This is a genomic window from Janthinobacterium sp. GL_088 (assembly GCF_057837845.1).
The window spans coordinates 5463224-5488754 of the sequence record NZ_CM174453.1 but is presented as its reverse complement, the minus strand read 5'-3'; the positions used below and the strand labels follow the sequence as shown (position 1 = coordinate 5488754).

Below are 25531 nucleotides of genomic sequence, written 5' to 3'. Positions count from 1 at the left end.
ACGACGATTACGTGAGCGTGGCCGGCGGCGGTGTCGCCGCCGGCCCGTAGCGTTCCAGCAGAAAATCGATGAAGGTCGTCAGCTTCGGCGTGGGCTGGCGGTCGCGCGCATACACGAGGTGCATGGGGCGCGGCGCCGGCACGTAGTCGGCCAGCAGCGGCACCAGCGTGCCGGCGGCGATATCGCTGGCCATCAGGATCTCCGCCTGCATGACGATGCCGAAGCCGTGCAAGGCCGCCACGCGCAGCGCCTGCCCATTGTTCGAGCGGAAGCGGCTCTCGCGCACGGGGCTGCCATCGTCATCGCCGCTCCTGGCCAGGCGCCAGCGCACATGGCGCGTCCACTGCATGAAATCGAGGCATTCGTGGCGCGCCAGGTCGGCCGGCGTGCGCGGCGTGCCGTGTCTGGCCAGGTAGGCGGGCGCGGCGCAGATGACCATCGCATACGGCCGCAGCGCGCGCGCCACCATGCCGGAGTCTTCCAGCTTGCCGATGCGGATGGCCGCATCAAACCCTTCCTCCACCAGGTCCACCGTCCTGTCGTTCAGGTTCAATTCCAGGCTCACTTCCGGATAGGCATCGAGGTAGTCGGCCAGCAGCGGCGCGATGCATTCGCTGCCGAAGGACACGGGCGCCGTGATCTTCAGCTTGCCGCGCGGCGCCGTGCGCATAGCTTCCGCGCCCCGTTCGGCCGCGTGGATGCTGGCGAGGATCTGGCGGCACTGTTCCACATACTGCTGGCCGATTTCCGTCAGGCTTTGCCGGCGCGTCGTGCGCGCCAGCAGCCGCGCGCCCAGCCGTTCTTCCAGGTATTTGATGTGCTTGCCCACCATCACGGGCGAAATCTGGAACGTCTCGGCGGCGGACGTGAAACTGCCCGCATCGACGACGGCGACAAAGATCTCCATGCTGCGCAATTTATCCATGGCGCCTTGATTGCAAACTCTGAGTTGGTAATCTTGTAAATTCTAGCGTATTTATTCCTTTTTGTAAGCGGCGCATACTGGCTTCATCGTTCAACCCATACAAGGAAGCATCATGAAAATCGTCATCATTGGCGCCAGCGGCACCATCGGCAAGGCCGTCACCACACAACTGGCGCAACGCCATGAAATCATCGAAGTGGGCAGCCGCAGCGGCACGCACCAGGCCGACATGGGCGACATCGCGCAAGTGCGCGCCCTGTTCAAGCGCATCGGCAAGGTCGACGCCGTCATCGTCACGGCCGGCAAGCTGCATTTCGGCCCCCTGGCCGATTTCACGCCCGAGCAATTCCAGCTGGGCCTGGAAAGCAAGCTGATGGGCCAGGTCAACGTGGCGCTGGTGGCGCAGGAATACCTGAATGACGGCGGCTCGATCACCCTCACCAGCGGCATCGTGGCCGAGCAGCCTATCCGCTTTGGCACGGCTGCCACCATGACCAACGCGGCCGTGGAAGGTTTTGCAAGGGGCGCCGCCATCGAGTTGCAGCGCGGCGTGCGCATCAATGTCGTCAGCCCGACGGTGCTGGAAGAATCGCTGGAGGCATATGGCCCCTTCTTCTACGGCTTCGAGCCGGCCGCCGCCAGCAGAGTGGCGCTCGCTTACAGCCGCAGCGTGGAAGGGGCGCAGACGGGGCAGGTGTACAAGGTCTGGTAAGTCGCTTGCCATGCCATGGGGGCAGGTGGGACAATCGCAGGCTGAACAAGGAAGCGGACGCGCAGTAACAGCGCGGGGCGCTTTCTTGCTGTGAACCATACACCGAGGCCCCATGAAAAACATCCTGATTCCCCTGCTGATGGCCGCCGCCGTCGGCAGCGCTTGCGCCGCAACGCCAGCCGCCCCCGCTACGGCGCAACAATTGACCAGCATGAGCGCCCGCTATGCGCCCGTCGCGCTGACTGCCGATGTCACGCACCTGTCTGCGGGCGACCGGCAGGCCATCGCCAAGCTGGTCGAAGCGGCCAAACTGGTCGACGTGCTGCAGCTGCGCCAGCGCTGGTCCGGCAACGAAGCGCTGTGGGCGGCCCTGAAGAAAGACAAGTCGGCCCTGGGTCAGGCCCGTTTGAACTATTTCTGGATCAACAAGGGGCCATGGTCGGTGCTTGACGCGCACGCCTCGTTCATGCCCGCCAGCTATGCGGGCATCGCCATTCCCGCGCACAAGCCGGAAGCGGGCAATTTCTATCCGCAGGGCGCCACCAAGGCCAGCCTGGAAACGTGGATGAATGGCTTGCCGGCGGACGACAAGCAGCAGGCGCAATGGTTCTTCACGACGATTCGCGCTGGCAAGGATGGCAAATATCAGACCGTCAAGTACTCGGATGAATACAAGGTGGAACTCAAGCAACTGGCCAAGCTGCTCGACGAAGCGGCCGCCGCCACGGACAGCGCCTCGCTGAAGAAATTTTTGACCTTGCGCGCCAAGGCTTTCCTCGACAATGACTACCTGCCGTCCGACTTCGCCTGGATGGACCTCGATTCGCCCGTCGACATCACCATCGGCCCGTATGAAACGTACAACGACGAGCTGTTCGGCTACAAGGCCGCGTTCGAGGCATACGTGAACATCCGTGACCAGGCGGAGACGCAAAAGCTGAACTTCTTTGCCAAGCACATGCAGGAACTGGAAGACAACTTGCCGCTCGACGCCCAGTACCGCAACCCGAAAGTGGGCGCGCTGGCGCCGATGGTGGTGGTCAACCAGGTGTATGGCGCCGGCGATGGCAACATGGCCGTGCAGACGGCCGCCTACAACCTGCCGAACGACGAGCGCATCATCAGCGCGCGCGGCTCCAAGCGCGTGATGCTGAAAAACGTGCAGGAAGCCAAGTTCAAGGCCACCCTGACGCCGATCTCGAAACTGGTGCTCACGCCCGAAGCGCAGCAGGACGTGGATTTCAATTCCTTCTTCACGCACATCCTCGCGCATGAAATCATGCACGGCCTGGGCCCGCACGCCACCGTGGTCGACGGCAAGCCATCGACGCCGCGCCAGGACTTGAAGGAAGCCTACTCGACCATCGAGGAAGCCAAGGCCGACATCACGGGCCTGTTCGCGCTGCGCTACATGATGGACAAGGGGCAACTGAACGATACCCTGGGCCAGGGCGACGTGGCCGAGCGCAAGCTGTACAACACTTTCCTCGCTTCCGGTTTCCGCACCCTGCATTTCGGCCTGACGGATTCGCACGCGCGCGGCATGGCCATCCAGATGAATTACATCCTCGACAAGGGTGGTTTTGTCTCGCTGGGCGATGGCAGGTTCGGCGTTGATTTTACGAAGATCAAACAGGCCGTGATCGACCTGGACCGTGAATTCTTGACCATCGAGGCGACGGGCGACTATGCGCGCGCGAAAGACCTGATGACCAAATACGTGGTGATCCGCCCTGAAGTGCAAGTGGCGCTCGACAAGATGAAGGCCGTACCGAACGATATCCGCCCGGAATTCGTCACGGCCCGCGCGCTGGACAAGGCGGCGAAGAAATAGACCCGAGCCTGACTACAGTCTGAAAAGCCGGCGCCTGCGCCGGTTTTTTTTCGTCTTTATTTAGGAAAAGTTGCCAGTTTTTCCTTGTGGGAATATCCTCGCCGCTTACTCTGCAATGGTGGCTTTCCTTTCTTCCCGTTGATCCCATGTTGAAACTGTTCTCGCTGTTGAGTTTGCTTATTGCCGTGCCTGCCATTGCGCAGGCCCAGCTCACCGATCTGGAAACCCGCTGGCTGCAGGCGGGCCAAGCCGTCATCGCATTTGCGCGTGGGCAAGGTTTGCCCATCGACATCATCGTGCAGCCGCAGCAGGCGCCCGGCGCCGTGCCGCTGGCGCTGGGCTACGCAGCAGGGCGCTGCAAGCTGGTGCTGTCCTTGCGCGGCAATGCGCAGGCGGACAGCATCTTGCGGGGTGTGCCATTGGCGCGTCACGGTGTCATGATCGAAGCGATGACGGCGCATGAGATCGGCCACTGCCAGCGCTATGCGCAGGGCGACTGGCATGCCTTGCCACGCGGCTTTGTCGAGCCGCGCAGCAGGCAGCAGGGTAAATTGACACCGTTGGCACAGGAGCTGCGCGAGACGCGCCGGGAAGAGGGTTATGCGGACCTGGTAGCCCTGGCCTGGATACATGGACGTCACCCCGGGCAGTACCAGGAGGTGCTGGCCTGGATGCGCGGCGTGCGCGCGGCTGGCGAGGTTGCAAGCGGTTCGCACGCCACGCAGGCCTGGCTGGCGCTGGCCGATGGCGCTGATGCATTTGATGAGTCCGCTTCACCATTTGAACAGGCGCAAGTATTGTGGCGGAAGGGCTTGAGCGGCGACAAATAAACGCTGATTATTATGCGAATGGCCTGTCAGCGTGTGCTGTCGCACGGAGCTTTGCGCGCGGCAGGGGTCTAATCTGGGCATCAACTAACCAGAGAGGAACCATCATGAACAAAATGATCGCACTCATGCTGGCCGCCAGTGCCAGCGCCCTGCTTGCCGCCACGCCCGCGTATGCGCAGGATGCCTCATACAAGAGTTTGACGGACAAGGCATCCAGTGATTACAAACAGGCCAAGGCCGCCTGCGATAGCCACAGCGGCAACGCGAAAAAAGTCTGCGTGGAAGAAGCCAAGGTGGCGCGCGCCAAGGCCGATTCGGACGCCGTGGCCCAGTACCGCAACACGCCGCGGGAACTGGGCAAGGCCCGCAAGGACGTCGCCAATGCCGAGTATGACCTGGCCAAGGCCAAGTGCGGCGACCGCACGGGCGCCGACAAAACCACATGCATGAACGATGCCAAGGCGGCGAAAACGGCTGCGCTGGCCGATGCCAACACGGGCGCCCGGGCCGGCACCAATGTGGCGCAAAATCCGCCCGCCACGACGAAGGAAAACTGCGACGCCATGGATGCGACGGCCAAGGCCGCCTGCGTGACGCGCAATGCGGCCGGCAGCACCAAGGTGGCAGTGGAAGACTCCGTCATCACCACCAAGATCAAGGCGGATCTCGTCAAGGACAGTGACTTGAAAGCGCTTGATGTGCACGTGGAAACGGTGAACGGCGTCGTCATGCTCAGCGGCTTCGTGCCTTCCCAGGCGCAAGTGAAAAAAGCTGCCGACCTGGCCCGTGGCGTGGAAGGCGTGACGGACGTGAAAAATGGCTTGAAGGTGAAATAAGTACATTTTGCATCGGCATTCAAGCCAGGACTGGAGCGGCAAGTAACAGTGTCGCTCCAGTTTTTTGATTGTATAAATTACGATCATAATATAACATGAGAAAAATCCCGCCCGCTGGTGCTGGCCGGTATCCACTTTTTCTCATGAGGACTGCATGCTTTCCTATCCTTTTTCGCAATGGCTGGCGCGGCGCGGCATCCACTTTGCCTGGGTCATCGTTGCCATCACGTTCCTCACAGCATTAACCTCGTCCGCCGCGCTGGGCTTGCCGGGTGCGCTGATGCAGCCCCTGAGCCGCGAATTCGGCTGGGATGCCGAGCAGATTTCCTCGGCCCTGGCCGTGCGCTTCGTGCTGTTTGGCCTGATGGGGCCGTTTGCCGCCATCCTGATGGAACGCTTCGGCTTGCGCAATGTCATCTGCGTGGCGCTGGGCCTGATCGCTGCCGGCATGCTGCTGGCCACGCGCATGACGCAGTTCTGGCACCTGGTGGCCTTGTGGGGCATCCTGCTGGGTCTCGGTTCGGGCATGACGGCGCTGGTCTTGAGCGCCGTGGTGGCAAACCGCTGGTTCGAGACGCACCGGGGCCTGGTGGTGGGCGTGCTGACGGCCAGCTCGGCCACGGGTCAGCTGTTGTTCCTGCCCGTGGGCGCCTGGCTGATCGAGCACTACGGCTGGCGTACGGCCGTCATGCCTGTGTTTGCCGCCTGCGCCATCGTCGCCGTGCTGGCCTTCCTGTGCATGCGCAACCGTCCCCAGGAGGTGGCCTTGCGTCCGTATGGCGCCGACCCGGCCACGCCGCTGGTGGCGCCGCCTGCGGCAAAGATGACGTTTGCCACGCCGTTCGTGATTTTGCGCAGCGTGGCGGCGAACCGTACCTTCTGGATACTGTTCGGCACCTTTTTCATCTGCGGCCTCAGCACCAACGGCCTGATCCAGACGCATTTCATTTCCCTGTGCGGCGACTCGGGCCTGTCCGCCGTGCCGGCCGCGTCCGTGCTGGCCATGATGGGCGCGTTCGACCTGTTCGGCACGATCTTGTCCGGCTGGCTGTCGGACCGCTATGACAACCGCAAACTGCTGTTCTGGTATTACGGCTTGCGGGGGCTGTCCTTGTTCTGGCTGCCGTATTCGGAATTCACCCTGTACGGCCTGTCGCTGTTCGCCATGTTTTACGGCCTGGACTGGATCGCCACCGTGCCGCCCACCGTGAAACTGGTGGGGGCCACGTTCGGGCGGGAGCGGGCGGGCATGGTGTTCGGCTGGATCTTTGCCGGCCATCAGCTGGGCGCCGCCGTGGCCGCATATGGGGCGGGCCGCATCCGCACCCTGATGCTGACCTACAACCCGGCCCTGTTCGCGGCCGGCGCCGCCTGCCTCGTCGCCGCGCTGATGGTGTTGGCGATCCAGCGCCAGAAAGCGGCCGTAGCCGCTGTCCAGCCAGCATGAAAAAAGCCAGGCCCGCGTGAGCGGAGCCTGGCTTTTCAAGAAACGTGTAGCAGGATTATTTCAAATACCTTGCCAGCCAGCCCTCAACTTCGCTATAGAAGAAACGGCTGTTCTCGCCCTTCAAGATCCAGTGGTTTTCGTCCGGGAAGACCAGCAATTTCGCCGGCACGTTCAGGCGTTGTTGCACCGCAAAGTTCATCAAGGCATTGTTGGCCGGCACGCGGTAATCGAGCTCGCCCACGGTGATCAGGATCGGGGTCGTGAAACCCGTGCCTTTTTCGTGATTACCCGCTTGCATGACCGGGCTTTGATCGCGCCACACGGGCAGGTTCGACCAGACGGGGCCGCCTGCATTCGTTTCACGGCCGAAGCCGCCGTCGCTGGTGCCCCATTGCATGATCAAGTCCATTTCGCCCGCGTGCGAGACGATGGCCTTGTAGCGCGTCGTGGTCGCTTGCAGCCAGTTGGCCAGGTGACCGCCATAACTGGCGCCGCCGGCGGCCAGTTTCGTGCTATCGATAAATGGATATTTCTTGATGGCTTCATCGACGCCCTGGTTGACCTCGTCGCCCGGACCCTTCAAGGGGTCAAACTGGATAGAGCGCGAGAATTCCTCGCCATAGCCGGTCGAGCCTTTGTAGTCGGTCAGCAGCACGACATAGCCGGGCTTGGCCAGCAAATGATAGTTCCAGCGCAGCACGAACTGGTCGCGCCACATGCTGGCCGCGCCGCCGTGGATGACGGTAAACAGCGGGTATTTCTTGTTCGGATCGAAATTGGCCGGCTTGACGAGCATATTGTGGATATGGCGGCCGTCGGCCGTGGTGAACCAGAAGTGCTCGGGCGCCTGCCAGTCGATCTTGCTGGCCTTGTCCGTGTTGAAGGCCGTCAGGCGCTTCGGCTGCTTGCCGTTGAAGGCATAGATTTCCGGTGGGTTGATGGCGGATTCCCACACGCCGACCAAAGCCTTGCCGCCGCTGCTCAGCGAGTTGATGGTACCCGTCGGCAAGGATGGCTCCTCGCGCACGTCGCCACCCCTGGCGTCGATCGAGTACAGCTTTTCCAGGCCAGCATGTTCATAGCTGAAGAGGACGCGCTTGCCGCCTTCGGGCAGCACGTAGCGGGAAACCGAACGGTCCAGCTTGGCCGTCAAAATCGTTGGCGCAGGGTTGTTCATCGGCCAGGCAAAACTGGCCAGGCGTTTCACGTCATATACTTTGCCTGGCGTTTGCGCGTCGCTCAAGGCGAACAGGGTCTTGCCGTCGGCCGCGAATTTCAGGCTGCCATAGCTGTGCTTATCCTGCGTCAAACGCTGCGCTTCACCGCCGGCCACGGGCAGCAGATACAGTTGCGAATAGACGGCTTCGCGCTGGGCCGCATCGCGGTTGGCGGCCGCGTTGAAGACGACAGCCTTGCCATCCGGCGTCCAGACGGCGTCCAGCGATTGCCCCTCGTCGCCCTGGCTGCCGCCAAAGCCCGGCAGGGTGACCAGTTGCGTGCCCGACAGGATGTCGCGCGCTGTGTTCTCACCCTTGGCGTCAGGCTGCGCATCGACGACGAACAGGCGCACTTGCTTGTCGGTCAGCCATTTGTCGAAATAGCGGGGCGCCGTCGTTTCATACGAGCGGGCGCTGTATTTACGGTCCTTGCGCTCTTTCGCGCTTTGCTTGACGTCGGCTTCCGTTTTGTTGCCTGGATAGATGTCGCTGATGAACAGCAATTGCTTGCCGTCCGGGCTCCATTTCGGCATGCGCGCGCCCATGGTGAGCGAGGTCAGGCGTTGCGCTTCCCCGCCGGCGGCCACGTCGAGGCGGTAAATCTGGCCCGCTTCATCTCCGTCGCGCTTGGCAACGAAGACCAGCTGGCGGCTGTCCGGCGACCAGGCTACGGCGCTTTCGCCGCCTTTGGAAGAGGTCAGGCGGCGCGCGGGGCTGTCGTCAAGCAGCGACTTGATCCACAGGTCCGACGATTGGTCTTGGCTAGAGTAGGCGCTGTCGACCACGGAAAACACGGCCCACTTTCCATCCGGGCTGGCGACGGGCGCGCCCACACGTTTCATCAGCCACACATCTTCATGCGTGATGGCGTGTTTGGCTTGCATTTGCGTGGCGGCAACTGGGGTGGTGGCCTTGGTGTCGGCGGCGTGGACGGTCGTTGCCAGCGAGGCGCAGGCCGCTGCGATCAGCAGGGAGCCGAGGGAACGGCGAAGACGGGGTGAGGTCATGGGCGTGGTCCGGAGTAGTGAAAAAAGTACAGCGGGCAACATTATTGCCCATCGATTCGAGCACTGCCAAGGCTGGGTACCGTTACTTACCAGGCGGGATGGCTGTGTATCGGGCGGGCAGCGCGTATCCGATCAGTTAAACTTGCCGCTTTACTCACGCTGGCGCTGCTTGAACATGAAAATTAGTCTACCCTTATTGAAAACGCTATTGCTGGGCGCGAACTGCCTGCTGGCCGTCCCGGTTTTTGCCGTTGCCGCCGCACCGTACCCGAATACCAGCGCCATGGGCGTGGGTCACGCGGAAAGCACAGCCTGGTATGTGGCTTGCCTGAAGGTCAAGGATGCGGCGCCGCCGCCCGCCGACCTGCCGGCCCCGTCCGCCGTGGCATCGTTGCAGCAATGCCAGGCAACAGACTTGTATTACGATACCAAGAGTATGTCCTCGCCCAAGCCGGTCGACTGGCGTCCCACGCGCCATTGCTCCATGGCCACGCAAAACAGCGCCGTCTTGATGATGCTGTACCAGAATGGACAGGGCGTGCAGAAAGACCCATTACTGGCGCTCAAATATGCGTGCAGCATCGACGCAGCGCCGGCCGAAATGCGGGGCCGCATCGAACACTTGCAGCAGATCAATGCCAGCGGACGCGGCATGATCGATTTATGCGACGACATCACCAGCGGCTACATGATGGGCGTGTGCAGCGCCATCGATGCACGCCAGAAACAAAGAGTGCGTACGCAGGCAACGGGCAAGGTCAGCGCAAGCATGCCTGCGGTGGCGCAAGCGTCGCTGCAAAAGCTGCAGGAGGCGGCAAGCAAGTTCGCCGATGCGCGCGCGGCGAATGAAACGGATTTGAGCGGCACGGCGCGCGCCGCACTGAGCATCGCCGCACGCACGGCCGAGCTCGATCTGCTGGCGCACGATCTGCGTGACTACGAAGCGGGCAAACTGCCGGCCAGCATGACGAAGGAACAGGCGGCGGCGCTCGACAAGGAGCTTAACGCCATCTACGGCAAGCTCATGAAAAAGCCGGCGGAAACCCATGCGGGCGCCGTGGGCAAGGATGGCATCCGCGCCACCCAGCGTCTGTGGCTGGCGTACCGTGATGCCTAGATGAACTTTGGCGCCGTGCGCTATCCATCCGTGACGAGCGAAACCTGGGCCGGCCGGCTGACGTCGCGGCGCAATGTGCAACTGCAAGATTTGCTGGAGAATTGAAGCATGCGGGAAGCGTACTACCACGAAGATGATTTTTGCCGGATTGAACTGTTGCCGCTGGATAACTTGCAGCACTGTGTGACGCAGATGGGCGAGCAGCAGGCGTTCGCCGACGCGCACCGCAGCGGCGCCGGCTGGACGGACATGTATGTGATCAAGGCGGCCCCGTCCCTACTATCCACCCTGGGCATGACGGCGGAACAGCTGCGCCTGGCGCTAGGGGATGCCTTGCCGCCGTACGACGCCGTGTACACGGGGTACAGCACTTACCGCGTCGAGTGCAAGAACGAGCTGGCCTTTGGCGGCGACAAGACGGAAACCCTGTTTGCCAGCCTGAACGATAACGGCATCGTCAGCCACCTGTGGTGCAGCGATAGCATGTCGCAATTGCTGCTGTTGCCCTTGAAAGAGCAGTTGCTGCTGGCCGACTGGGGTGCAGGGTTTGCGTGTCCGCTGGCCGATGGTGACTTGTTTGCCCGCTATCTGCAGGAATACGAGCTGGATTGATTACTCGCAGGCGATGGCGTTCGGTTGCGCCACTTTCACCACCGATTGCAAACGCGCCATGTCGTTGCCGTCGCCTTGCTCGACATACGGTTGATACGTGTCAATGACGATGCGCGCGCGGGCTTGCCAGCCGCAATTGTCGGCCTGGCGCGCGGGCACGCGCAGCAGCCGGCGCGCCTCGCCATCGTTGGAAAAACAGAACCACGCATCGTGCGTGGCGGCAGGGCGGGGCAGGCGGCCCCACTGCGCCTTGTCGGGCGCGAAGCAGGCGCGGTTGCCGATGATCTGCAGGCTCATCTCGTCCGTGCGCGCGCTGTACTGGCCGTCGAGCACGATAGGTGTTTGCATTTGCGCGTGGGCGGACAGGCAGGCGGTGGCCAAGAGGAGGGGGGCGGCAAGTTTCATGCGTTTCTTTCAGGGCTGGCAAGACGATGAGCCAGTATAACCGCGAGGGCCGGAAACGAAAAAAGCCCATCCGTGAGGATGGGCTTTTTAGTACTGCGCATTCGTGGTAGGCCGTGCGGGATTCGAACCTGCGACCAACGGATTAAAAGTCCGCTGCTCTACCAGCTGAGCTAACGACCCGAAAGAGGCCGCATTATATATCAGTTGAAAAAGAATGCAAAGCATTCCTGCGAGAAAGTGCTGAAGCTCACGGCAGGGCTGCCGTGAGCTTCAGCACTTCGTCGATACTGCTCGTGCCATCGATGATCTTGTGCGCGCCAGCGATGCGCAGCGGTGTCATGCCGTCTAGCAGGCTCTGGCGGCGCAGGGCATGCAGGTCGGCGCCCGCCTTGACCAGTTGGCCGAACGCTTCCGTCACGCCCAGCAGTTCATAAATGCCCGCGCGCCCCAGGTAGCCGCTGTGCCGGCACAGGGCGCAGCCGACGGGGCGGTACGCGGCGGCCGGCCGTGCCAGCTGGCCGCCCGTCAGGCGCTGCCAGGCGTCGGCGCCGGGGGCGTCGTCCAGCTGTTTGCAGGCCGCGCACAGGCAGCGCAGCAAGCGCTGGGCCAGCACGCCGATCAGGCACGCTTCCAGCAGATAGGCGGGCACACCCAGTTCCAGCAGGCGCGTGACGGCCGAGGGCGCGTCGTTGGTGTGCAGGGTCGACAGCACCAAATGGCCCGTCAGCGCCGCCTGGATGGCCATCTCTGCCGTGGCCAGGTCGCGGATCTCGCCCACCATGATGATGTCGGGATCTTGCCGCATCAGCGCCCGCACGCCATCGGCAAACGACAGTTCGATCCCGGCCTGGGTTTGCACCTGCATCTGGTTGAAGGCCGGTTCGACCATTTCGATGGGGTCTTCCACCGTGCACACATTGACTTCGCTGCTGGCCAGCGCCTTCAGGGTGCTGTACAGGGTGCTGGTCTTGCCCGAGCCGGTGGGGCCCGTCACCAGCACGATGCCGTGCGTGCGCGCCGTCAGCTGGCGCCAGCGTTCGGCGTCTGCGGGCGGAAAGCCCAGGTCAAACAGGCTCTTGACGGCCACTTCCGGGTCGAAGATGCGCATGACGAGTTTTTCGCCGAAGGCCGTGGGCAAAGTCGACAGGCGCAGCTCGATTTCCTGGCCCTGCGCATTGCGCGTCTTGATGCGGCCATCCTGGGGACGGCGTTTTTCCACCACGTCCATGCGCCCGAGCAACTTGATGCGCGCCGTCATGGCCAGCAGCACCACGGGCGGCAGCTGGTAGGCCTGGTGCAGGCGGCCGTCGATGCGCAGGCGCACGAGGCCCGCGTCGCGCTTCGGTTCCAGATGGATGTCGGAGGCGCGCTGGGCAAACGCGTATTGCCACAGCCAGTCGACGATGCGCACGACGTGCTGGTCGTTGGCGTCCAGGCTGGTCTTGTTGCGTCCCAGTTCCACCAGTTGTTCGACATTCTGGCGCAGCGCCAGGTCTTGCGTGGAGGCTTGCCGGGCCACCTTGACGGAACTGGCCAGGCTGAAAAATTGCGCGATGGCGTCGGCGATGTGCAGCGGGTTGGCGATGACCAGGCTCAGCTTGCGTGGCGCCAGGTTTCCCAGCTGTGCCAGCCAAGCGAGCGCATATGGCTGGGCCGTGGCGATGACGATGCGATCAAGCGTGCTTTCCACGGGCAGGATGTTGAAGCGGGCCGCATAGCCGGCCGTCATGACGTCGGCCACCTGGCTGAAATCGATGTGCAGGGGATCGATGCGCACATATGGCAGGCTGGAACGTTGCGCCAGCCAGGCGCACAGGGTGTCGAGCGTCAGCGCGCCGTGGGCGATGCTGCACAGCGGATGCAAGGCAGGCGCCGGCAGCAGGGCGGCCTGGGCGTCGATGGCGGCCGCTTGCGCCGCATCGAGCAAGCCGTCTTCCTGCAGCCAGGCCAGCAGTTGCGGCAGTTGCAGCGGCGTGTCGGGAGCGGTGAGAGAGGGAGGAGGGGATGCGGGCATGGCCGGCGCCTTTTTGGGCTGCCGGCCTTGCCTGGATAGACCGGCGGTTACAGGGTGCTGACGATGCCCTTGACCCAGGACTTGGCGGGTAGCTTGGTTTCGGCGACGATCTGCTTGGCGCGCTCGAGCAAGGCAGCTTGCGCCTCGGCATCGAGTGCCACTTTCGTCTTGAAAGCGATCGCCACCACGTTCCCATCATGCACTTCCGGCAGGCAGATCACCTGTTCAAACGCAAACTTCATCGCCTTGATGTTCTTTGCGTAGCTCGGGTGGTCGCCAAACAGGTTGACCGTCATGATGCCGTGCGGCGCCAGGCAGGCGCAGCAGGCGGTATAGAAATCGGCGCTGTCGAGCACGGGACCGCGCGCCGTGGCGTCATACAGGTCCACCTGCAGGGCGTCCAGGGTGCCATGGTTGGCGTCGTCGTTGACGTAGTCGAGCGCATCCATCTCGCGCACGTGCAGGCGCTCGTCGTTGGGCGGCAGCTTGAACATCGATTCGCAGATGGTGATGACGGACGGGTTCAGTTCGATGGCCTCGACCTGCGCCTGCGGAAACTGGCGGTAGCAGAACTTGGTCAGCGCGGCCGTGCCCAGGCCCAGCTGGGCGATACGCTGCGGTTGCTCGATCCACAGCATCCACGCCATCATCTGCTGCGCGTATTCGAGCTCCGGCCAGTCCGGCTTGCGGATGCGCATGGCGCCCTGCACCCATTCCGTGCCGAAATGCAGATAGCGCACGCCATCCATTTCCGACAGGGTGACAGGGGCGTAGCGGGGCTTGCGCGCAGGGCGCGAGGATTCGACTTGTTCGATGGATTTTCGTTTGATAAGCATAAGGCGGCCTGAAAGTGTGCCGCATTATAGCCCGTGCCGGGGCGCCATAAAAAATGCCAGCCACTGGGGCTGGCATGGTACGGGGCGGTTGCTGCGCTTATTGCTGAGCGGGTTCAATAGAGACGCGCAAGCGGATGCGTTCGCCCGGATCATAGGACATGATGCTTGTGTAGTTGCGGCCGCGGTAGTCGTACGTGACCTGGTAGCCATTGTTGCGCGATTCCCAGTGGTCGACCTGGCGGCATTGCTTGACGGCTTGTTCCTGCATGCCGCCCTGGTAATTGTTCTGGTTGTCGACACGGTCGCCGACGACAGCGCCGGCAATCGCGCCAGCGGCGGCGGCGGCCGTGCGGCCATTGCCGCCACCGACCTGGCTGCCGAGCAGGGCGCCGGCGATACCGCCGACGATGGAGCCGCCAGCGCTGCGCTGTTGCGGCGGTGCCTGGACTTGCACGTATTCCGTGCGGCATTCCTGACGTGGACGATTGATCTGTTCCACTTGCGGCACGACGCGCACGACCTTGCCGAAATCTTCAAAGTCGGCGGCCTGGGCGAGTGGCAATGCACCGATACAAAGGGCTGACATCATCAATTTGGCTTGCAAGTTCATTTGTAACCTCGTTATCTAGAGAATCTTTCAGGGTATTTTTTACAACTTGGGACTATAGTAATCCCGCCAGGCCAAGGCAAGTGTTTCGCATGGCAACAAAATGTAACAGCCCAAGCCCCTTGCCCCACAGTCTGTAACATGCACTTTCAATCGATACAAGATGTTGAAGTGACTTGAAACCAGCGGTTTGTAACAAATCTTGCGTTTGACATCATATTCGGGTTGATTCATGCAGGACAACACGTTACCCTAATACGCGTATGGCTTATATAAAATCGCACTGAATCGCATAAAAGTTGATACAGATCGAATCACCGCGTGCGCATTGACCCGCGTGCGGGGATGCAATAAGAAGAGCAGCTAGAACAATCCATACATAACAGGTCGATTTGAGGGAAAAATGAGTTTGTTACTAACCGTGCCGCCCAACCTTGTCCAGTCCATCCGTGCCTTTCGCGTGACCGAATTACAAGACGAGGCGATTCGTCTCGGGCAGCACTTTTTATATGCGCATTGCAACGCTGGGCAGACCAAACAACAAGTCATCGGCATTATTGCAGAAGCATTCCTGTTTCCGAAAAACCTGGCGAAGAATTTCGATGCCTTGCGCCTGTGCCTGACGGACACCATGTTCAAGGCCGGCACGCAGACGGGTTTCCTGGTGGTGCTTGAGCAATTGCCAAATACGCAAAAATTCGACAAGGAAGCGCGCGAGATCCTGCTCGACGTGTTCCGCGACGCGGCCGACTATTGGGCCGAGAAGAAAGTCCCGTTCCGCGTCTTCTATTCGTTCGAGTAAATACTTACTCTTGCCGTGGCGCCGTCAAACCGGCCTCCGGCGCAGGTGAAAATCAGCATCACCGGGCGGCTGCGGCGCGCCGGTGCTCATGTTGCGCCGCAACAATAATACCGGCCTTTCTAGATTCGCATCGCCATAGCGGGTACAATGCGCGCTATGAAAAATATCGTTATCCTCATTTCCGGACGCGGCAGCAACATGGAAGCGGTTGTACGCGCGGCGCAAGCCGAGCAATGGCCAGCCCGTATTGCCGCCGTCATCAGTAACCGGGCCGATGCCCAGGGATTGGTTTTTGCCGCGGAACATGGGATAGCGACGGCAGTCGTTGCCAACAAGGATTATGCCAGCCGCGAACAGTTTGATGCGGCGCTGCAAGCCGTAATCGACGGCTTTGCCCCCGACCTGGTCGTGCTGGCCGGTTTCATGCGCATCCTGACGCCGCCCTTCGTCGAGCATTACGCGGGGCGCATGCTCAATATCCACCCGTCGCTGCTGCCGCTGTTCCCGGGCATGGCGACGCACCGCCAGGCGCTCGAGGCGGGCGTAACGGAACACGGCGCGACCGTGCATTTCGTGACTGCCGAGCTTGACCATGGTCCGGCCGTGGCGAGCGCGACAGTCCCCGTCTTGCCAGGTGATACAGAAGACAGCTTATCGGCGCGCGTGCTGGTACAGGAACATCTGCTTTACCCGCGCGCCATCCGCCTGTTCATTGACGATAAACTGTCAGTCGAGCATGGCCAGGTCCGCGTGGACCCTCAATAAAATATTACAGGAAGAATAACAATGAGATTGCCACCAGCGATACTTGCCAATGCTGAAGAAGTATTGCGCGAAATTTTACGATTCACGGCCCCGGCCGACACCACCCTGTCGCGCTATTTCCGCGACCATCCGCGCCTCGGTTCGCGCGAACGCGGCGCCATCGCCGAAGGCATTTATGCCGTGCTGCGCAACAAATCGTTCTTCACGGACTTTGCCGAAGCGGGCAGTGGCCCGACCATGCGCCGCCTGACCATCCTCGGCCTGGCCGAAGCCGTCGGCGCCGATTCGCTGGGCGGCCTGACGGAAGAAGAAGTGGAATGGCTGGAACGCATCACGCAGATCGACCGCAGCCTGATGCCGTCGAACATGCGCGCCAACATGCCGACCTGGCTGTTCGACAAGCTGATCGCCCAGTTCGGCGAAGCGGAAACCATGAAACTGGCCGATGCGCTGAATGCGCCGGCGCCGCTGGACTTGCGCGTGAACTCGCTCAAGGCCACGCGTGAAGATGTGATGCTGGCCCTGGCCGAAGCGCCGATCCTCAGCACGCCGACGCCCTATGCGCCGTTGGGTTTGCGCGTGATCAAGAAGCCTTCGCTGCAAAACATGCCTTTGTTCCAGAGCGGCGCCATCGAAGTGCAAGATGAAGGCAGCCAGATCCTGTCGCAGATCGTCGGCGCCAAGCGCGGCGAAATGGTCGTCGATTTCTGTGCCGGCGCGGGCGGCAAGACGCTCGCCTTGGGCGCGCTGATGCGCAACACGGGCCGTCTGTACGCATTCGACGTGTCGGAAAAACGTTTGGCCAAGCTGAAGCCGCGCATGGCCCGCAGCGGCCTGTCGAACGTGCATCCGGTGCAGATCGCGCATGAGCGCGATGCCAAGATCAAGCGCCTGGCCGGCAAGATCGACCGCGTGCTGGTCGATGCGCCATGTAGCGGCCTGGGCACCCTGCGCCGCAATCCGGACGTGAAATGGCGCCAGCAGCCGAATTCCATCGTGGAACTGCAAGCCAAGCAGGCAGCCATCCTGGCCGGCGCTGCGCGCCTGGTCAAGGGCGGCGGCCGCCTGGTGTACGCCACCTGCAGCTTCCTGAACGAAGAAAACGATTTTATCGCCGAGCAATTCCTGGCCGCCCATCCGGACTTCACTCTGGTGCCGATGATCAAGGTGCTGGCCGAACAGAAGATCGAGCTGGAAATGGGCGACTACCTGAAATTGTTGCCGCATCTGCACCAGACCGACGGTTTCTTCGCCGCCGTGTTCGAGCGCAAGGTCATGCCGAAAAAAGTCTACGCCGATGAAAAACCGGCCGACGACGCTGACGCTGAACCAGCCGAGTAAGCCTGCCAAGGGCCGCCGCTGCACCCTGCAGTGGCGGCTTTCAATGCCGCCAGCCCGTCTGGCGGCATGGGCTAGATGCCCATCCGTACCACTTCCGTCCCACCTTCCGGACCTCCTGCGCCATGAATGAAACCCCGCTGCTCAACCTGATCACTGATTTTGTCAACGATTTCCGCCAACCGGCCATCCTGTGGCAGGCGCTGGTCATCGTCGGCTGCCTGGCGCTGAGCTGGCTGCTGGTGCGGCAGTTGCGCGTGTTCCTGCACCAGCGGGCGGAAGCGGCCACCGTGCCCGCCACGCCGGAAACCTTGCAGCGCACCGATAGTTTCATCCGCATCCTGACGCCCGTGCTGGCGGCCATGCTGCTGGGCATTGCGCAGCATTTCCTGGTCAAGTTCCAGTCGGTCAATCTGCTGAGCATCGCCATTCCCCTGTGCACGTCGATGGCGCTGGTGCGCTTCGGCTTTTATGTGTTGCGCCGCATTTTTGCCCGCCATGGCGACATCAGCCCGACCATGTTGTTGCTGGAAAAGATCTTCACGGTGGTGGTGTGGGCCGGCATGGCCCTGTACATCACGGGCCTGTGGCCGGAATTGCATACCTTCCTGGAAAGCATCGTCGTCCCGCTGGGACGCAACAAGATCTCCGTGGCTGCCATCTTGCAAGCCGCTATTTCGGTGGCCGTGCTGCTGGTGCTGGCCATGTGGGCAGGTACCTCGCTCGACGAGCGCCTGATGAAAATGCAGGGCTTGCACACTTCCTTGCGCGTGGTGATGTCGCGCATGGGCCGCGCCGTGCTGATCCTTGTTTCCGTGCTGGTCAGCCTGTCGCTGGTGGGCATCGACCTGACGGTGCTGTCCGTGTTTGGCGGCGCCTTCGGCGTGGCGCTCGGCTTTGGCTTGCAAAAGATCGCCGCGAACTTCGTCTCCGGCTTCATCATCCTGCTTGACCGCAGCCTCACCATCGGCGACATGATTACGGTGGGTCAATTTACGGGCAAGGTCACGCAAATCAATACGCGCTATACTGTGTTATTAGGTGGCGATGGCGTTGAATCCATCGTGCCGAATGAAATGCTGATTTCCGGCGGCGTGCAGAACATGTCGCTGAGCAACCGCATGGTCTGGCTGTCGACGGCCGTGTCGGTGGGTTATGAAACGGATCTCGATGTCATCTTCCCCTTGCTGGAAGCGGCGACGGCCAAGGTGCCGCGTGTGTCGCAAAGCAATCCGCCATCGGCCACCCTCGTGCGTTTCGGCGCCGACGGCCTTGATGTGCAGATCGGCTTCTGGATCGCGGACCCGGAAAACGGCACCGGCGGTGTGAAGTCGAATGTGAACCGCGCCATCTGGCGCACCTTGCAGGAACATAAGGTCACTGTACCGTTTCCGCAACGCGAATTGCGTATTGTTGGTACGCCTCCTGCCCCGCTCGCGGGCGCGGCAGAGGGTGAGTCCACGCCATCCGGCACCCAGCCTTAACCTCGCTGCCTGCCTTCGATTTTGCCTGATCGCACCCATTAGGGCGTACAATCACGCCTAAAATTAACTCTGCCGGACCTCCAGAGTCACTGGAGCGACCGTGCGCACGCCCTGTCCACTTGGAGTAGCAGTAATGACATTGAGTTCCGTTTTACACGACGTTTTGCAGTTCATGGCAACTGGCATTACCGATCTGTCCGCATGGCAAGTTTTCCTGTACACCATGGTGGTCACCCACATCACGATCGCCAGCGTCACGATTTACCTGCACCGCCACCAGGCCCATCGGGCGCTGGAATTGCACGCCATCCCTAGTCATTTCTTCCGTTTCTGGCTGTGGCTGACGACGGGCCAGGTCACCAAGGAATGGGCGGCCATTCACCGCAAGCACCACGCCAAGTGCGATACGGAAGAAGATCCGCACAGCCCCGTGACGCGTGGCATCAAGAAAGTGTTCTGGGAAGGCGCCGAGCTGTACCGCGCTGAGTCGAAGAACATGGAAACCATGGCCAAGTACGGTCATGGCACGCCGACGGACTGGATCGAGCGCAACCTGTACACGAAGTACAGCTGGCTGGGCGTGGTATCGCTGTTCGTCATCAATTTCATCCTGTTCGGCGTGATCGGCATTTCCGTGTGGGCCGTGCAAATGATGTGGATCCCCATCACGGCGGCCGGCATCATCAACGGTATCGGCCACTACTGGGGCTACCGTAACTACGACTGCGCCGACGCGGCCACCAACATCATTCCCTTCGGCATCTTGATTGGCGGCGAAGAGTTGCACAACAACCACCATACGTATGCGACGTCGGCCAAGCTGTCGTCGAAATGGTATGAAATCGATATCGGCTGGGCGTATATCCGCGCGCTGGAAATGCTGGGCCTGGCCAAGGTGAAAAAGCTGGCGCCGGAACCGAAGTTCTCGCACGGCAAGCTGGAAGCGGACTTCGAGACTTTGCAGTCCGTCATCGCCAACCGCTACGACGTGATGGCCAAGTATGCAAAATCGATCAAGCATGCCTGGAAGGAAGAGCTGGAACACCTGAAGCACAAGGCTGAGCTGGAAAAGCGCTTCCTGAAATCGTCGCGCAAGCTGATGCAGCGCGAGCCGGGCAAACTGGCCGATGCGCATCACGAACAGCTGTCGGAATTGTTCCAGCACAGCAAGGCGCTGGAAACCATGCACCACATGCGCGTGGAGCTGGGCGCCATCTGGGAACGTTCGCACTTTACGCGTGAACAGTTGCTGCAAAAGCTGCAAGACTGGTGCACGCGCGCCGAAGCGTCGGGCATCAAGTCGCTGCAGGACTTCTCATTGCGCCTGCGCAGCTACGCATAATTGAGCTGTTGTGTCATATCAAGGCCCTGGATTCCAGGGCCTTTTTTTTCGTCCCGGTAAAAGGGGGAGGGTACTGACTGAAAATCAGGGCGAAAAAAAACCGCTCATCGGAGCGGCTCTTTTTGCAGAACACAATATCAATTACTTGATTTTGGTTTCTTTGTACGTTACGTGCTTGCGTGCTTTAGGATCAAATTTCATGATCTCCATTTTCGCAGGCGTCGTACGCTTGTTTTTGGTAGTCGTGTAGAAGTGACCCGTACCGGCGGTCGATTCTAACTTGATTTTGTCGCGGCCTGATTTTGCCATGATAGCTCCCTTATTCTGCTAATTAGACTTTTTCGCCACGAGCGCGCATATCGACCAATACGGCGTCGATGCCGACTTTATCGATGACGCGCAGACCGGCGTTGGACAAACGCAGGGAGACCCAGCGGTTTTCAGATTCAACAAAAATACGACGATTCTGCAAGTTAGGCAAAAAACGACGTTTGGTTTTGTTGTTTGCATGGGAAACATTGTTGCCGACCATCGGCTTCTTCCCAGTGACTTGGCAAACACGTGCCATGGCGCACTCCTTAAAGATATTCCAAATTGGAAAAACGAGAGTATATCCAAAATAAGCCGATTTATCAATGACTTGCGAAAAACAATTGTGTCGTGTTGTATTGAAATAATTTAACAATTTGACTTTTACCCTTCTTCCCAGGGGAAAGCACTGGTAAACAACGCTGTTTACTGTTAGATAAGCGTGTCGCTGCTGTCACGTATGTCCTTGTTTACACATGGTTAACTGCTGCCTGGCCAGTCCTGGCCTAGATCTGGCCATGTTCTGCGAACGAATGCACATGTCGCCCGGCCACGACGAAATGGTCGAGGATGCGCACGTCCACCAGCGACAACGCTTGCACCAGCGCCCGCGTCAGCAATAAGTCCGATTCGCTCGGTTCCGGCGTGCCGGACGGGTGGTTGTGCGCCAGCATGACGCTGGCCGCGTTATGCAGCAGCGCTTGTTTCACTACTTCCCGCGGATATACGCTGGTGTGAGTGAGCGTGCCACGAAACATTTCCTGGGTCGTGATCAGGCGGTTCTTGACGTCCAAAAACAACACGTGGAATGCTTCATGCGCCAGGTGGCCCAGGGTCAGGCGCAAATAATCTTTCACGGCGTGCGGCGAATTGAGGGCTTGCCCCGCCTGCAAGTCTTCGATGATGGCGCGCCGCGCCAGTTCCAGCACCGCTTGCAACTGGGCAAACTTGGCGCTGCCCATGCCGTGCACGGCGGAAAAACTCAAGAGGCTGGCGCCAAACAGGCCGCGCAGCGAACCGAAGTGCTCGACCGTGTCGCGCGCCAGTTCCACGGCGCTCTTGCCGCGCACGCCCGTGCGCAGGAAGACGGCCAGCAATTCCGCGTCTGACAGCGACTGCGCGCCATCCTCGATCAGGCGTTCGCGCGGCCGTTCGCCGGCCGGCCAATCCTTGATGCCCATGCTGCCTCCCCGTCGCGCCCGGCTGGTCGTGGCGCCTGTCAACGATTGTCGCGCCTTCCCCAGGCGGCCATGCTGCGCTAGCTCGTCTTCCTGTCAGATCATGGTAAAAAAACCAAGATGCCCGGCCCGGCCATTTTCAGGCGCTATCATTTGCCTGTCGTTGCATTCCATGCAAGTTGCAGCGATGGGGAGTCAGGGCCCTGAACTCAATGTCTTCCACTTGTTTTACAGGAGTCGTCATGCCGTACATCAAAGTTATCAACGGAGTCATGCAAGAGTTCAACGCCGCCGGCGTCAACACGGGCAAGGTCAGCGGCATCGGCCTCAATGCGCATGCATATCTGGAACACCGTCAATGGAGCGTTAACGCACCGCTCGCTCCGGACCCGAAGACTCCCGATTACAGCACCGATTTGCCGTATCTTGCCGCCAACGGCTTCAAGTACCTCCAGGTGATGCTGGCGCCTTTCAAGGGCAAGGATGGCTATTGGAACTGGGGCGAAGTTGTTGGCGAGCCAAAGTTCGCAACCGACAACACGCTAACCGATGTGAATATCAAAGATTCGTACTGGCTTGCCATAACGGCGCTGCTCGATTGCGCGCTGGCCAATGGCATCGGCATCATCGCCTGCCCATTCTGGAATCCCTACGCCGTGCCGCAATTGGTGGGGGAAGCGGGCGCTGTGGGCGCTACAAAAGACGAGCAGGCCGCCATCGCGCGGGTCGCACTGGTCAATCCACAGTCGAAAACACGCCGCTATATGCGTGCCTTTGCGCAGGCTTTTGCGCAGCACTACAGCAACCACGCGGGCATCGCCGCCTGGATGGCTGCGCAGGAACTGATGGGCGTGACCGGGATCAGCTTGACCGCTACCCGGGAAATCATCCAGGAGACTGCGCAATTGATGCGTGACAACGATGGTCTGGCGCGCATGATTTCTTCCGGTAATGCCGGCATCGCTCATACATCGCCCCGTCAAGGATCCTTGCAGCAATACGTTACGGAAACCTTGCCATTCGTGAATCCGGATCCGGTCGACTGTCTGTGTGAAAACCTGTTCCCGGGTAATGAATATGTGAGCAGCGCCCTGGGCAGCAGCGCGGATTTGCCGGCCGACTTCGTCTCGTCTTCGCTCGCTTACCTGCAAGTGATGCAGCGAGCCGCACATGCCTTGGGCAAGCCGTATTACCTTGGCAGCTTTTGCCTGTCGCAAAAGCAGGAGCTGGCGTTGCAAGATACCGAACGGCAAGACAACCTGCATGCCTTGCTGAGCGCCATACGCCGTACGGGCGTGCAACTGGCGTGCTATTGGGACTGGAATGGGGGAAAACCCATGGAAGACGACGGTCTGAACCTGGTGGAGACGCCGGCCTACAGCAACAAACGCAAGGCTGTCTGGGACGCCTTGCGCGGCGAAGATGCCATGCGTCCGGCGCCGCCCACGCCTTGTTTCGGCGTGACGAAGACCTTGCAATTCCAGCCTGGCCTGATGCTCACCGTGCCGTCGTCCGTGCGCTATGAGAGTGCGGATTTTTCGTTGTCGTATTGCGTCCGGCAACAGGCTTTCTCTTCGACTGTTGGGCAGGCGCAGGCTTTTGTAGCGCATCAGGCGGACAAGAAAGGATGGGCGCTGTTCAAGCAGGATAGCAAGACGTTCCTGTCCATGTGGAACAGTGTTGCTCAGGGCGTCAATAGCCATGGCCACGGCCTGCAGGTGGATATTGCCAACCGCTGGTTTCGCTGCACCTACACCGTCAAGCATGACGGGAGCATCAGCCTGTACGTTGATGATTTCCTGATGTACCAGAGCAACAAGATGACAAATCCATTCGTGCAGGCCGCCGGCACCCCCCTTGTGATCGGCCACCCCGTGCATGCGCTGGAGCAGGGCACGCCCACCTGGCAGTTGTCGGACGTCATCCTGTACGATCGCGTGCTGACGCCGAAGGAAGTGTATGACTATGGCCAGTATGGCATCGTGCACCGGCCCGTGGGACGCTGGAAGCTGGACGGCAACTTGGAAGACAGCTCGGGCTTCGGCAATCACGCCAGCACGCCTGGCGGGTTGACGTACGTCAACGTCGGATAAGTGACAGGGCGCGCGGCCATGTTTTTTGACAAAAGCACGGCCGCGCCGAGATGGCATGGGGCGCGCTGGCTCAGGGTGGCTTACAATATCGTTTTGCACCAGTTACTTGAAAACTACTATGTCCAACGAGCAACCAGCAGTCGTCACCGAAGCGGCTTACCTCACCCTGCATTATCGTCTTGCTACTGTTGACGGTACTGATATTGTCACTACCTTCAGCGGAAATCCTGCTACCTTGATGCTGGGACAGGGCCAGCTGGCGCCATTCCTCGAGCAGCGTCTGCTGGGCTTGCCTGAAGGCACGCACCAGACCTTCGAGCTGGCGGCCGGCGAAGGCTTTGGCGAGCGCAATCCCGAGCTGGTGCAGTCTGTTTCGCGCGCAACGCTGGACGAAAACTCCGTGCCCGGCGCCGACTACAAGATCGGCGACCTGGTCGACTTCGCCGCGCCGGGCGGCGGCCGCTTTGCCGGCGTGCTGCGCGAAATGCGCGAGGACTCGGCCCTGTTCGACTTCAACCATCCGCTGGCTGGCCAGCCGCTGCGTTTTGAAGTCAAGCTCATTTCGGTGCTGTAAAAAGGAATAGCGATGGATAAAGAACTGTTACTGGCCCAGCCCCGCGGTTTCTGCGCTGGCGTCGACCGGGCGATCGAAATCGTCGAGCGCGCCTTGCAGCAATTTGGTGCACCGATCTATGTGCGCCATGAAATCGTCCACAACGCCTATGTGGTGGCCGACTTGCGCAACAAGGGCGCCATCTTCATCGATGACCTCGATGACGTGCCTGCTGGCAATACGCTCGTGTTTTCCGCGCATGGCGTATCGAAAGCCGTGCGCGCCGAGGCGGAATCGCGCGGCCTGAGCATTTTTGACGCGACTTGCCCCCTGGTCACCAAGGTACACATGGAAGTGGGCAAGATGCGCCGCGAAGGCCGCGAGATCATCATGATCGGCCACGACGGCCATCCCGAGGTGGAAGGCACGATGGGCCAGGCCGATATGGGCATGCATTTGGTGGAAACGCTCGACGATGTGGCGAAATTGCAGGTTGCCAATCCGGAAAGCCTGGCCTATGTTTCGCAAACAACGTTGTCAGTTGACGACACTAGCGACATTATTGCGGCCCTGAAAGCGAAATATCCGAATATCGCCGAGCCGAAAAAAGGCGACATTTGCTACGCCACCACGAACCGCCAGGAAGCCGTGAAATTCATGGCCCCGCAAGTGGAAGTGGTGATCGTCGTGGGCAGCCCGAACAGCTCGAATTCGAACCGCTTGCGCGAAGTGGCCGAGAAGATGGGCACGCCCGCCTACATGGTCGACAATGCCTCGCAGATCGATCCCGCCTGGCTGGAAGGCAAGCTGCGCGTGGGTGTGACGGCTGGCGCCTCGGCGCCCGAGGTGTTGGTGCAAGCCGTTATCGACCGTTTGAAAGAGTGCGGCGTGAAGAGCGTGCGCCCGCTCGACGGCGTGCAGGAAGCCGTCACGTTCCCGATGCCGAAAGGCCTCGACGGCATCAAGCGCGACGTCGCCTGAGTCTGTATAGCGATTGAGTATCGATGAAATAGTTACCTCAAAACCGAATTTAATTCGGAAATGATCGATTTATTCCAAGCTTAGTTTTTGCAAAAGATCGTTATGATTGCCTCAAGCTTGAATATGTTGTCGTTATGACTAAGCAAGGTCACGCCCGTTTTGAGTGCGTGCACCATGCTGGTGAGAACGGTCCAGGGATGGCACTGCAGGAATTCTTCCTCCGGTGCCGTTTTTGTATCAGCGACATGTTCTGGCGGAAGTTGTTCCCGAAAAATGCATATTTGATA

General features: G+C 60.6%; 24 protein-coding genes and 1 tRNA gene. 15 read left to right on the top strand and 10 right to left on the bottom strand.

Annotated features, from left to right (window positions below; genetic code table 11):
* Positions 1–7 precede the first annotated feature (7 nt).
* The gene (locus tag AC3IQ7_RS24525) at positions 8–925 is read right to left on the bottom strand and encodes a LysR family transcriptional regulator (protein WP_099378031.1); all 918 of its coding nucleotides are present in this window, start codon (positions 923–925) and stop codon (positions 8–10) included.
* Between the two features lie 112 nt (positions 926–1037).
* Between AC3IQ7_RS24525 and AC3IQ7_RS24520 the strand changes: the two genes are divergently transcribed.
* From AC3IQ7_RS24520 to AC3IQ7_RS24500, 5 genes are all read left to right on the top strand, one after another.
* On the top strand, positions 1038–1637 hold the full coding sequence (locus AC3IQ7_RS24520; RefSeq protein ID WP_489207535.1) for a short chain dehydrogenase: 600 nt from the start codon (positions 1038–1040) through the stop codon (positions 1635–1637).
* Between the two features lie 112 nt (positions 1638–1749).
* Positions 1750–3471, top strand: coding sequence for a dipeptidyl-peptidase 3 family protein (locus tag AC3IQ7_RS24515; protein WP_489207534.1), 1722 nt, complete (start codon positions 1750–1752; stop codon positions 3469–3471).
* 146 nt (positions 3472–3617) lie between these two features.
* A complete protein-coding gene (locus AC3IQ7_RS24510; protein WP_099378028.1) occupies positions 3618–4301 on the top strand; it encodes a hypothetical protein in 684 nt (227 codons plus the stop codon).
* Between the two features lie 104 nt (positions 4302–4405).
* On the top strand, positions 4406–5137 hold the full coding sequence (locus AC3IQ7_RS24505; RefSeq protein WP_322426334.1) for a BON domain-containing protein: 732 nt from the start codon (positions 4406–4408) through the stop codon (positions 5135–5137).
* A 154-nt stretch (positions 5138–5291) separates the two neighbouring features.
* Positions 5292–6584, top strand: coding sequence for an MFS transporter (locus AC3IQ7_RS24500; RefSeq protein ID WP_489207533.1), 1293 nt, complete (start codon positions 5292–5294; stop codon positions 6582–6584).
* 55 nt (positions 6585–6639) lie between these two features.
* Here AC3IQ7_RS24500 and AC3IQ7_RS24495 read toward each other — a convergent pair whose 3' ends face one another.
* A complete protein-coding gene (locus AC3IQ7_RS24495) occupies positions 6640–8808 on the bottom strand; it encodes a prolyl oligopeptidase family serine peptidase (RefSeq protein WP_489207532.1) in 2169 nt (722 codons plus the stop codon).
* Positions 8809–8983: 175 nt separating this feature from the next.
* Here AC3IQ7_RS24495 and AC3IQ7_RS24490 point away from each other — a divergent pair, with 175 nt between their 5' ends.
* Positions 8984–9925 carry a lysozyme inhibitor LprI family protein gene (locus tag AC3IQ7_RS24490; RefSeq protein ID WP_489207531.1) on the top strand — a complete coding sequence of 314 codons (942 nt, stop codon included), beginning with the start codon at positions 8984–8986 and terminating at the stop codon, positions 9923–9925.
* Positions 9926–10033: 108 nt separating this feature from the next.
* Positions 10034–10537: a hypothetical protein gene (locus AC3IQ7_RS24485; RefSeq protein WP_099378024.1), complete on the top strand. Its 504-nt coding sequence runs from the start codon at positions 10034–10036 to the stop codon at positions 10535–10537.
* Here AC3IQ7_RS24485 and AC3IQ7_RS24480 read toward each other — a convergent pair whose 3' ends face one another.
* The 5 genes from AC3IQ7_RS24480 to AC3IQ7_RS24460 form a co-directional block, all read right to left on the bottom strand.
* Positions 10538–10942, bottom strand: coding sequence for a hypothetical protein (locus AC3IQ7_RS24480; RefSeq protein WP_158301193.1), 405 nt, complete (start codon positions 10940–10942; stop codon positions 10538–10540).
* Positions 10943–11046: 104 nt separating this feature from the next.
* A tRNA-Lys gene (locus AC3IQ7_RS24475) sits at positions 11047–11122 on the bottom strand.
* A gap of 67 nt (positions 11123–11189) precedes the next feature.
* Positions 11190–12956 (bottom strand): GspE/PulE family protein, encoded by a 1767-nt coding sequence (locus tag AC3IQ7_RS24470; protein ID WP_489207530.1) that lies wholly within the window; start codon positions 12954–12956, stop codon positions 11190–11192.
* Between the two features lie 47 nt (positions 12957–13003).
* Entirely contained in the window at positions 13004–13792 is a 789-nt protein-coding gene (locus AC3IQ7_RS24465; RefSeq protein ID WP_034747444.1) for a class I SAM-dependent methyltransferase, read from the bottom strand.
* 97 nt (positions 13793–13889) lie between these two features.
* A complete protein-coding gene (locus tag AC3IQ7_RS24460; RefSeq protein ID WP_034785134.1) occupies positions 13890–14402 on the bottom strand; it encodes a glycine zipper 2TM domain-containing protein in 513 nt (170 codons plus the stop codon).
* A 400-nt stretch (positions 14403–14802) separates the two neighbouring features.
* Here AC3IQ7_RS24460 and AC3IQ7_RS24455 point away from each other — a divergent pair, with 400 nt between their 5' ends.
* From AC3IQ7_RS24455 to AC3IQ7_RS24435, 5 genes are all read left to right on the top strand, one after another.
* The gene (locus AC3IQ7_RS24455; protein ID WP_034747450.1) at positions 14803–15201 is read left to right on the top strand and encodes a barstar family protein; all 399 of its coding nucleotides are present in this window, start codon (positions 14803–14805) and stop codon (positions 15199–15201) included.
* 156 nt (positions 15202–15357) lie between these two features.
* Entirely contained in the window at positions 15358–15966 is a 609-nt protein-coding gene (purN, locus tag AC3IQ7_RS24450) for a phosphoribosylglycinamide formyltransferase (RefSeq protein WP_076568208.1), read from the top strand.
* Positions 15967–15987: 21 nt separating this feature from the next.
* A complete protein-coding gene (locus AC3IQ7_RS24445; protein ID WP_489207529.1) occupies positions 15988–17307 on the top strand; it encodes an RsmB/NOP family class I SAM-dependent RNA methyltransferase in 1320 nt (439 codons plus the stop codon).
* Between the two features lie 122 nt (positions 17308–17429).
* Complete coding sequence (locus AC3IQ7_RS24440; protein ID WP_489207528.1) at positions 17430–18788, top strand: mechanosensitive ion channel family protein; 1359 nt, start codon at positions 17430–17432, stop codon at positions 18786–18788.
* A 172-nt stretch (positions 18789–18960) separates the two neighbouring features.
* On the top strand, positions 18961–20130 hold the full coding sequence (locus AC3IQ7_RS24435; protein ID WP_369811458.1) for a DesA family fatty acid desaturase: 1170 nt from the start codon (positions 18961–18963) through the stop codon (positions 20128–20130).
* Between the two features lie 141 nt (positions 20131–20271).
* On the opposite strand, the gene rpmG is transcribed toward AC3IQ7_RS24435, so the two are convergent.
* The 3 genes from rpmG to radC all read right to left on the bottom strand — a co-directional run bounded on the left by rpmG (position 20272) and on the right by radC (position 21620).
* On the bottom strand, positions 20272–20439 hold the full coding sequence (rpmG, locus tag AC3IQ7_RS24430) for a 50S ribosomal protein L33 (RefSeq protein WP_010400929.1): 168 nt from the start codon (positions 20437–20439) through the stop codon (positions 20272–20274).
* Between the two features lie 22 nt (positions 20440–20461).
* Complete coding sequence (rpmB, locus tag AC3IQ7_RS24425; RefSeq protein WP_010400928.1) at positions 20462–20698, bottom strand: 50S ribosomal protein L28; 237 nt, start codon at positions 20696–20698, stop codon at positions 20462–20464.
* 247 nt (positions 20699–20945) lie between these two features.
* The gene (gene radC / locus AC3IQ7_RS24420; protein WP_489207527.1) at positions 20946–21620 is read right to left on the bottom strand and encodes a RadC family protein; all 675 of its coding nucleotides are present in this window, start codon (positions 21618–21620) and stop codon (positions 20946–20948) included.
* A gap of 239 nt (positions 21621–21859) precedes the next feature.
* Between radC and AC3IQ7_RS24415 the strand changes: the two genes are divergently transcribed.
* From AC3IQ7_RS24415 to ispH, 3 genes are all read left to right on the top strand, one after another.
* Positions 21860–23710: a LamG-like jellyroll fold domain-containing protein gene (locus AC3IQ7_RS24415; protein ID WP_489207526.1), complete on the top strand. Its 1851-nt coding sequence runs from the start codon at positions 21860–21862 to the stop codon at positions 23708–23710.
* Positions 23711–23828: 118 nt separating this feature from the next.
* Positions 23829–24284 carry an FKBP-type peptidyl-prolyl cis-trans isomerase gene (locus AC3IQ7_RS24410; RefSeq protein ID WP_070224501.1) on the top strand — a complete coding sequence of 152 codons (456 nt, stop codon included), beginning with the start codon at positions 23829–23831 and terminating at the stop codon, positions 24282–24284.
* Between the two features lie 12 nt (positions 24285–24296).
* Positions 24297–25244 (top strand): 4-hydroxy-3-methylbut-2-enyl diphosphate reductase, encoded by a 948-nt coding sequence (gene ispH / locus AC3IQ7_RS24405; protein WP_035821545.1) that lies wholly within the window; start codon positions 24297–24299, stop codon positions 25242–25244.
* The last annotated feature ends 287 nt before the right edge of the window (positions 25245–25531 follow it).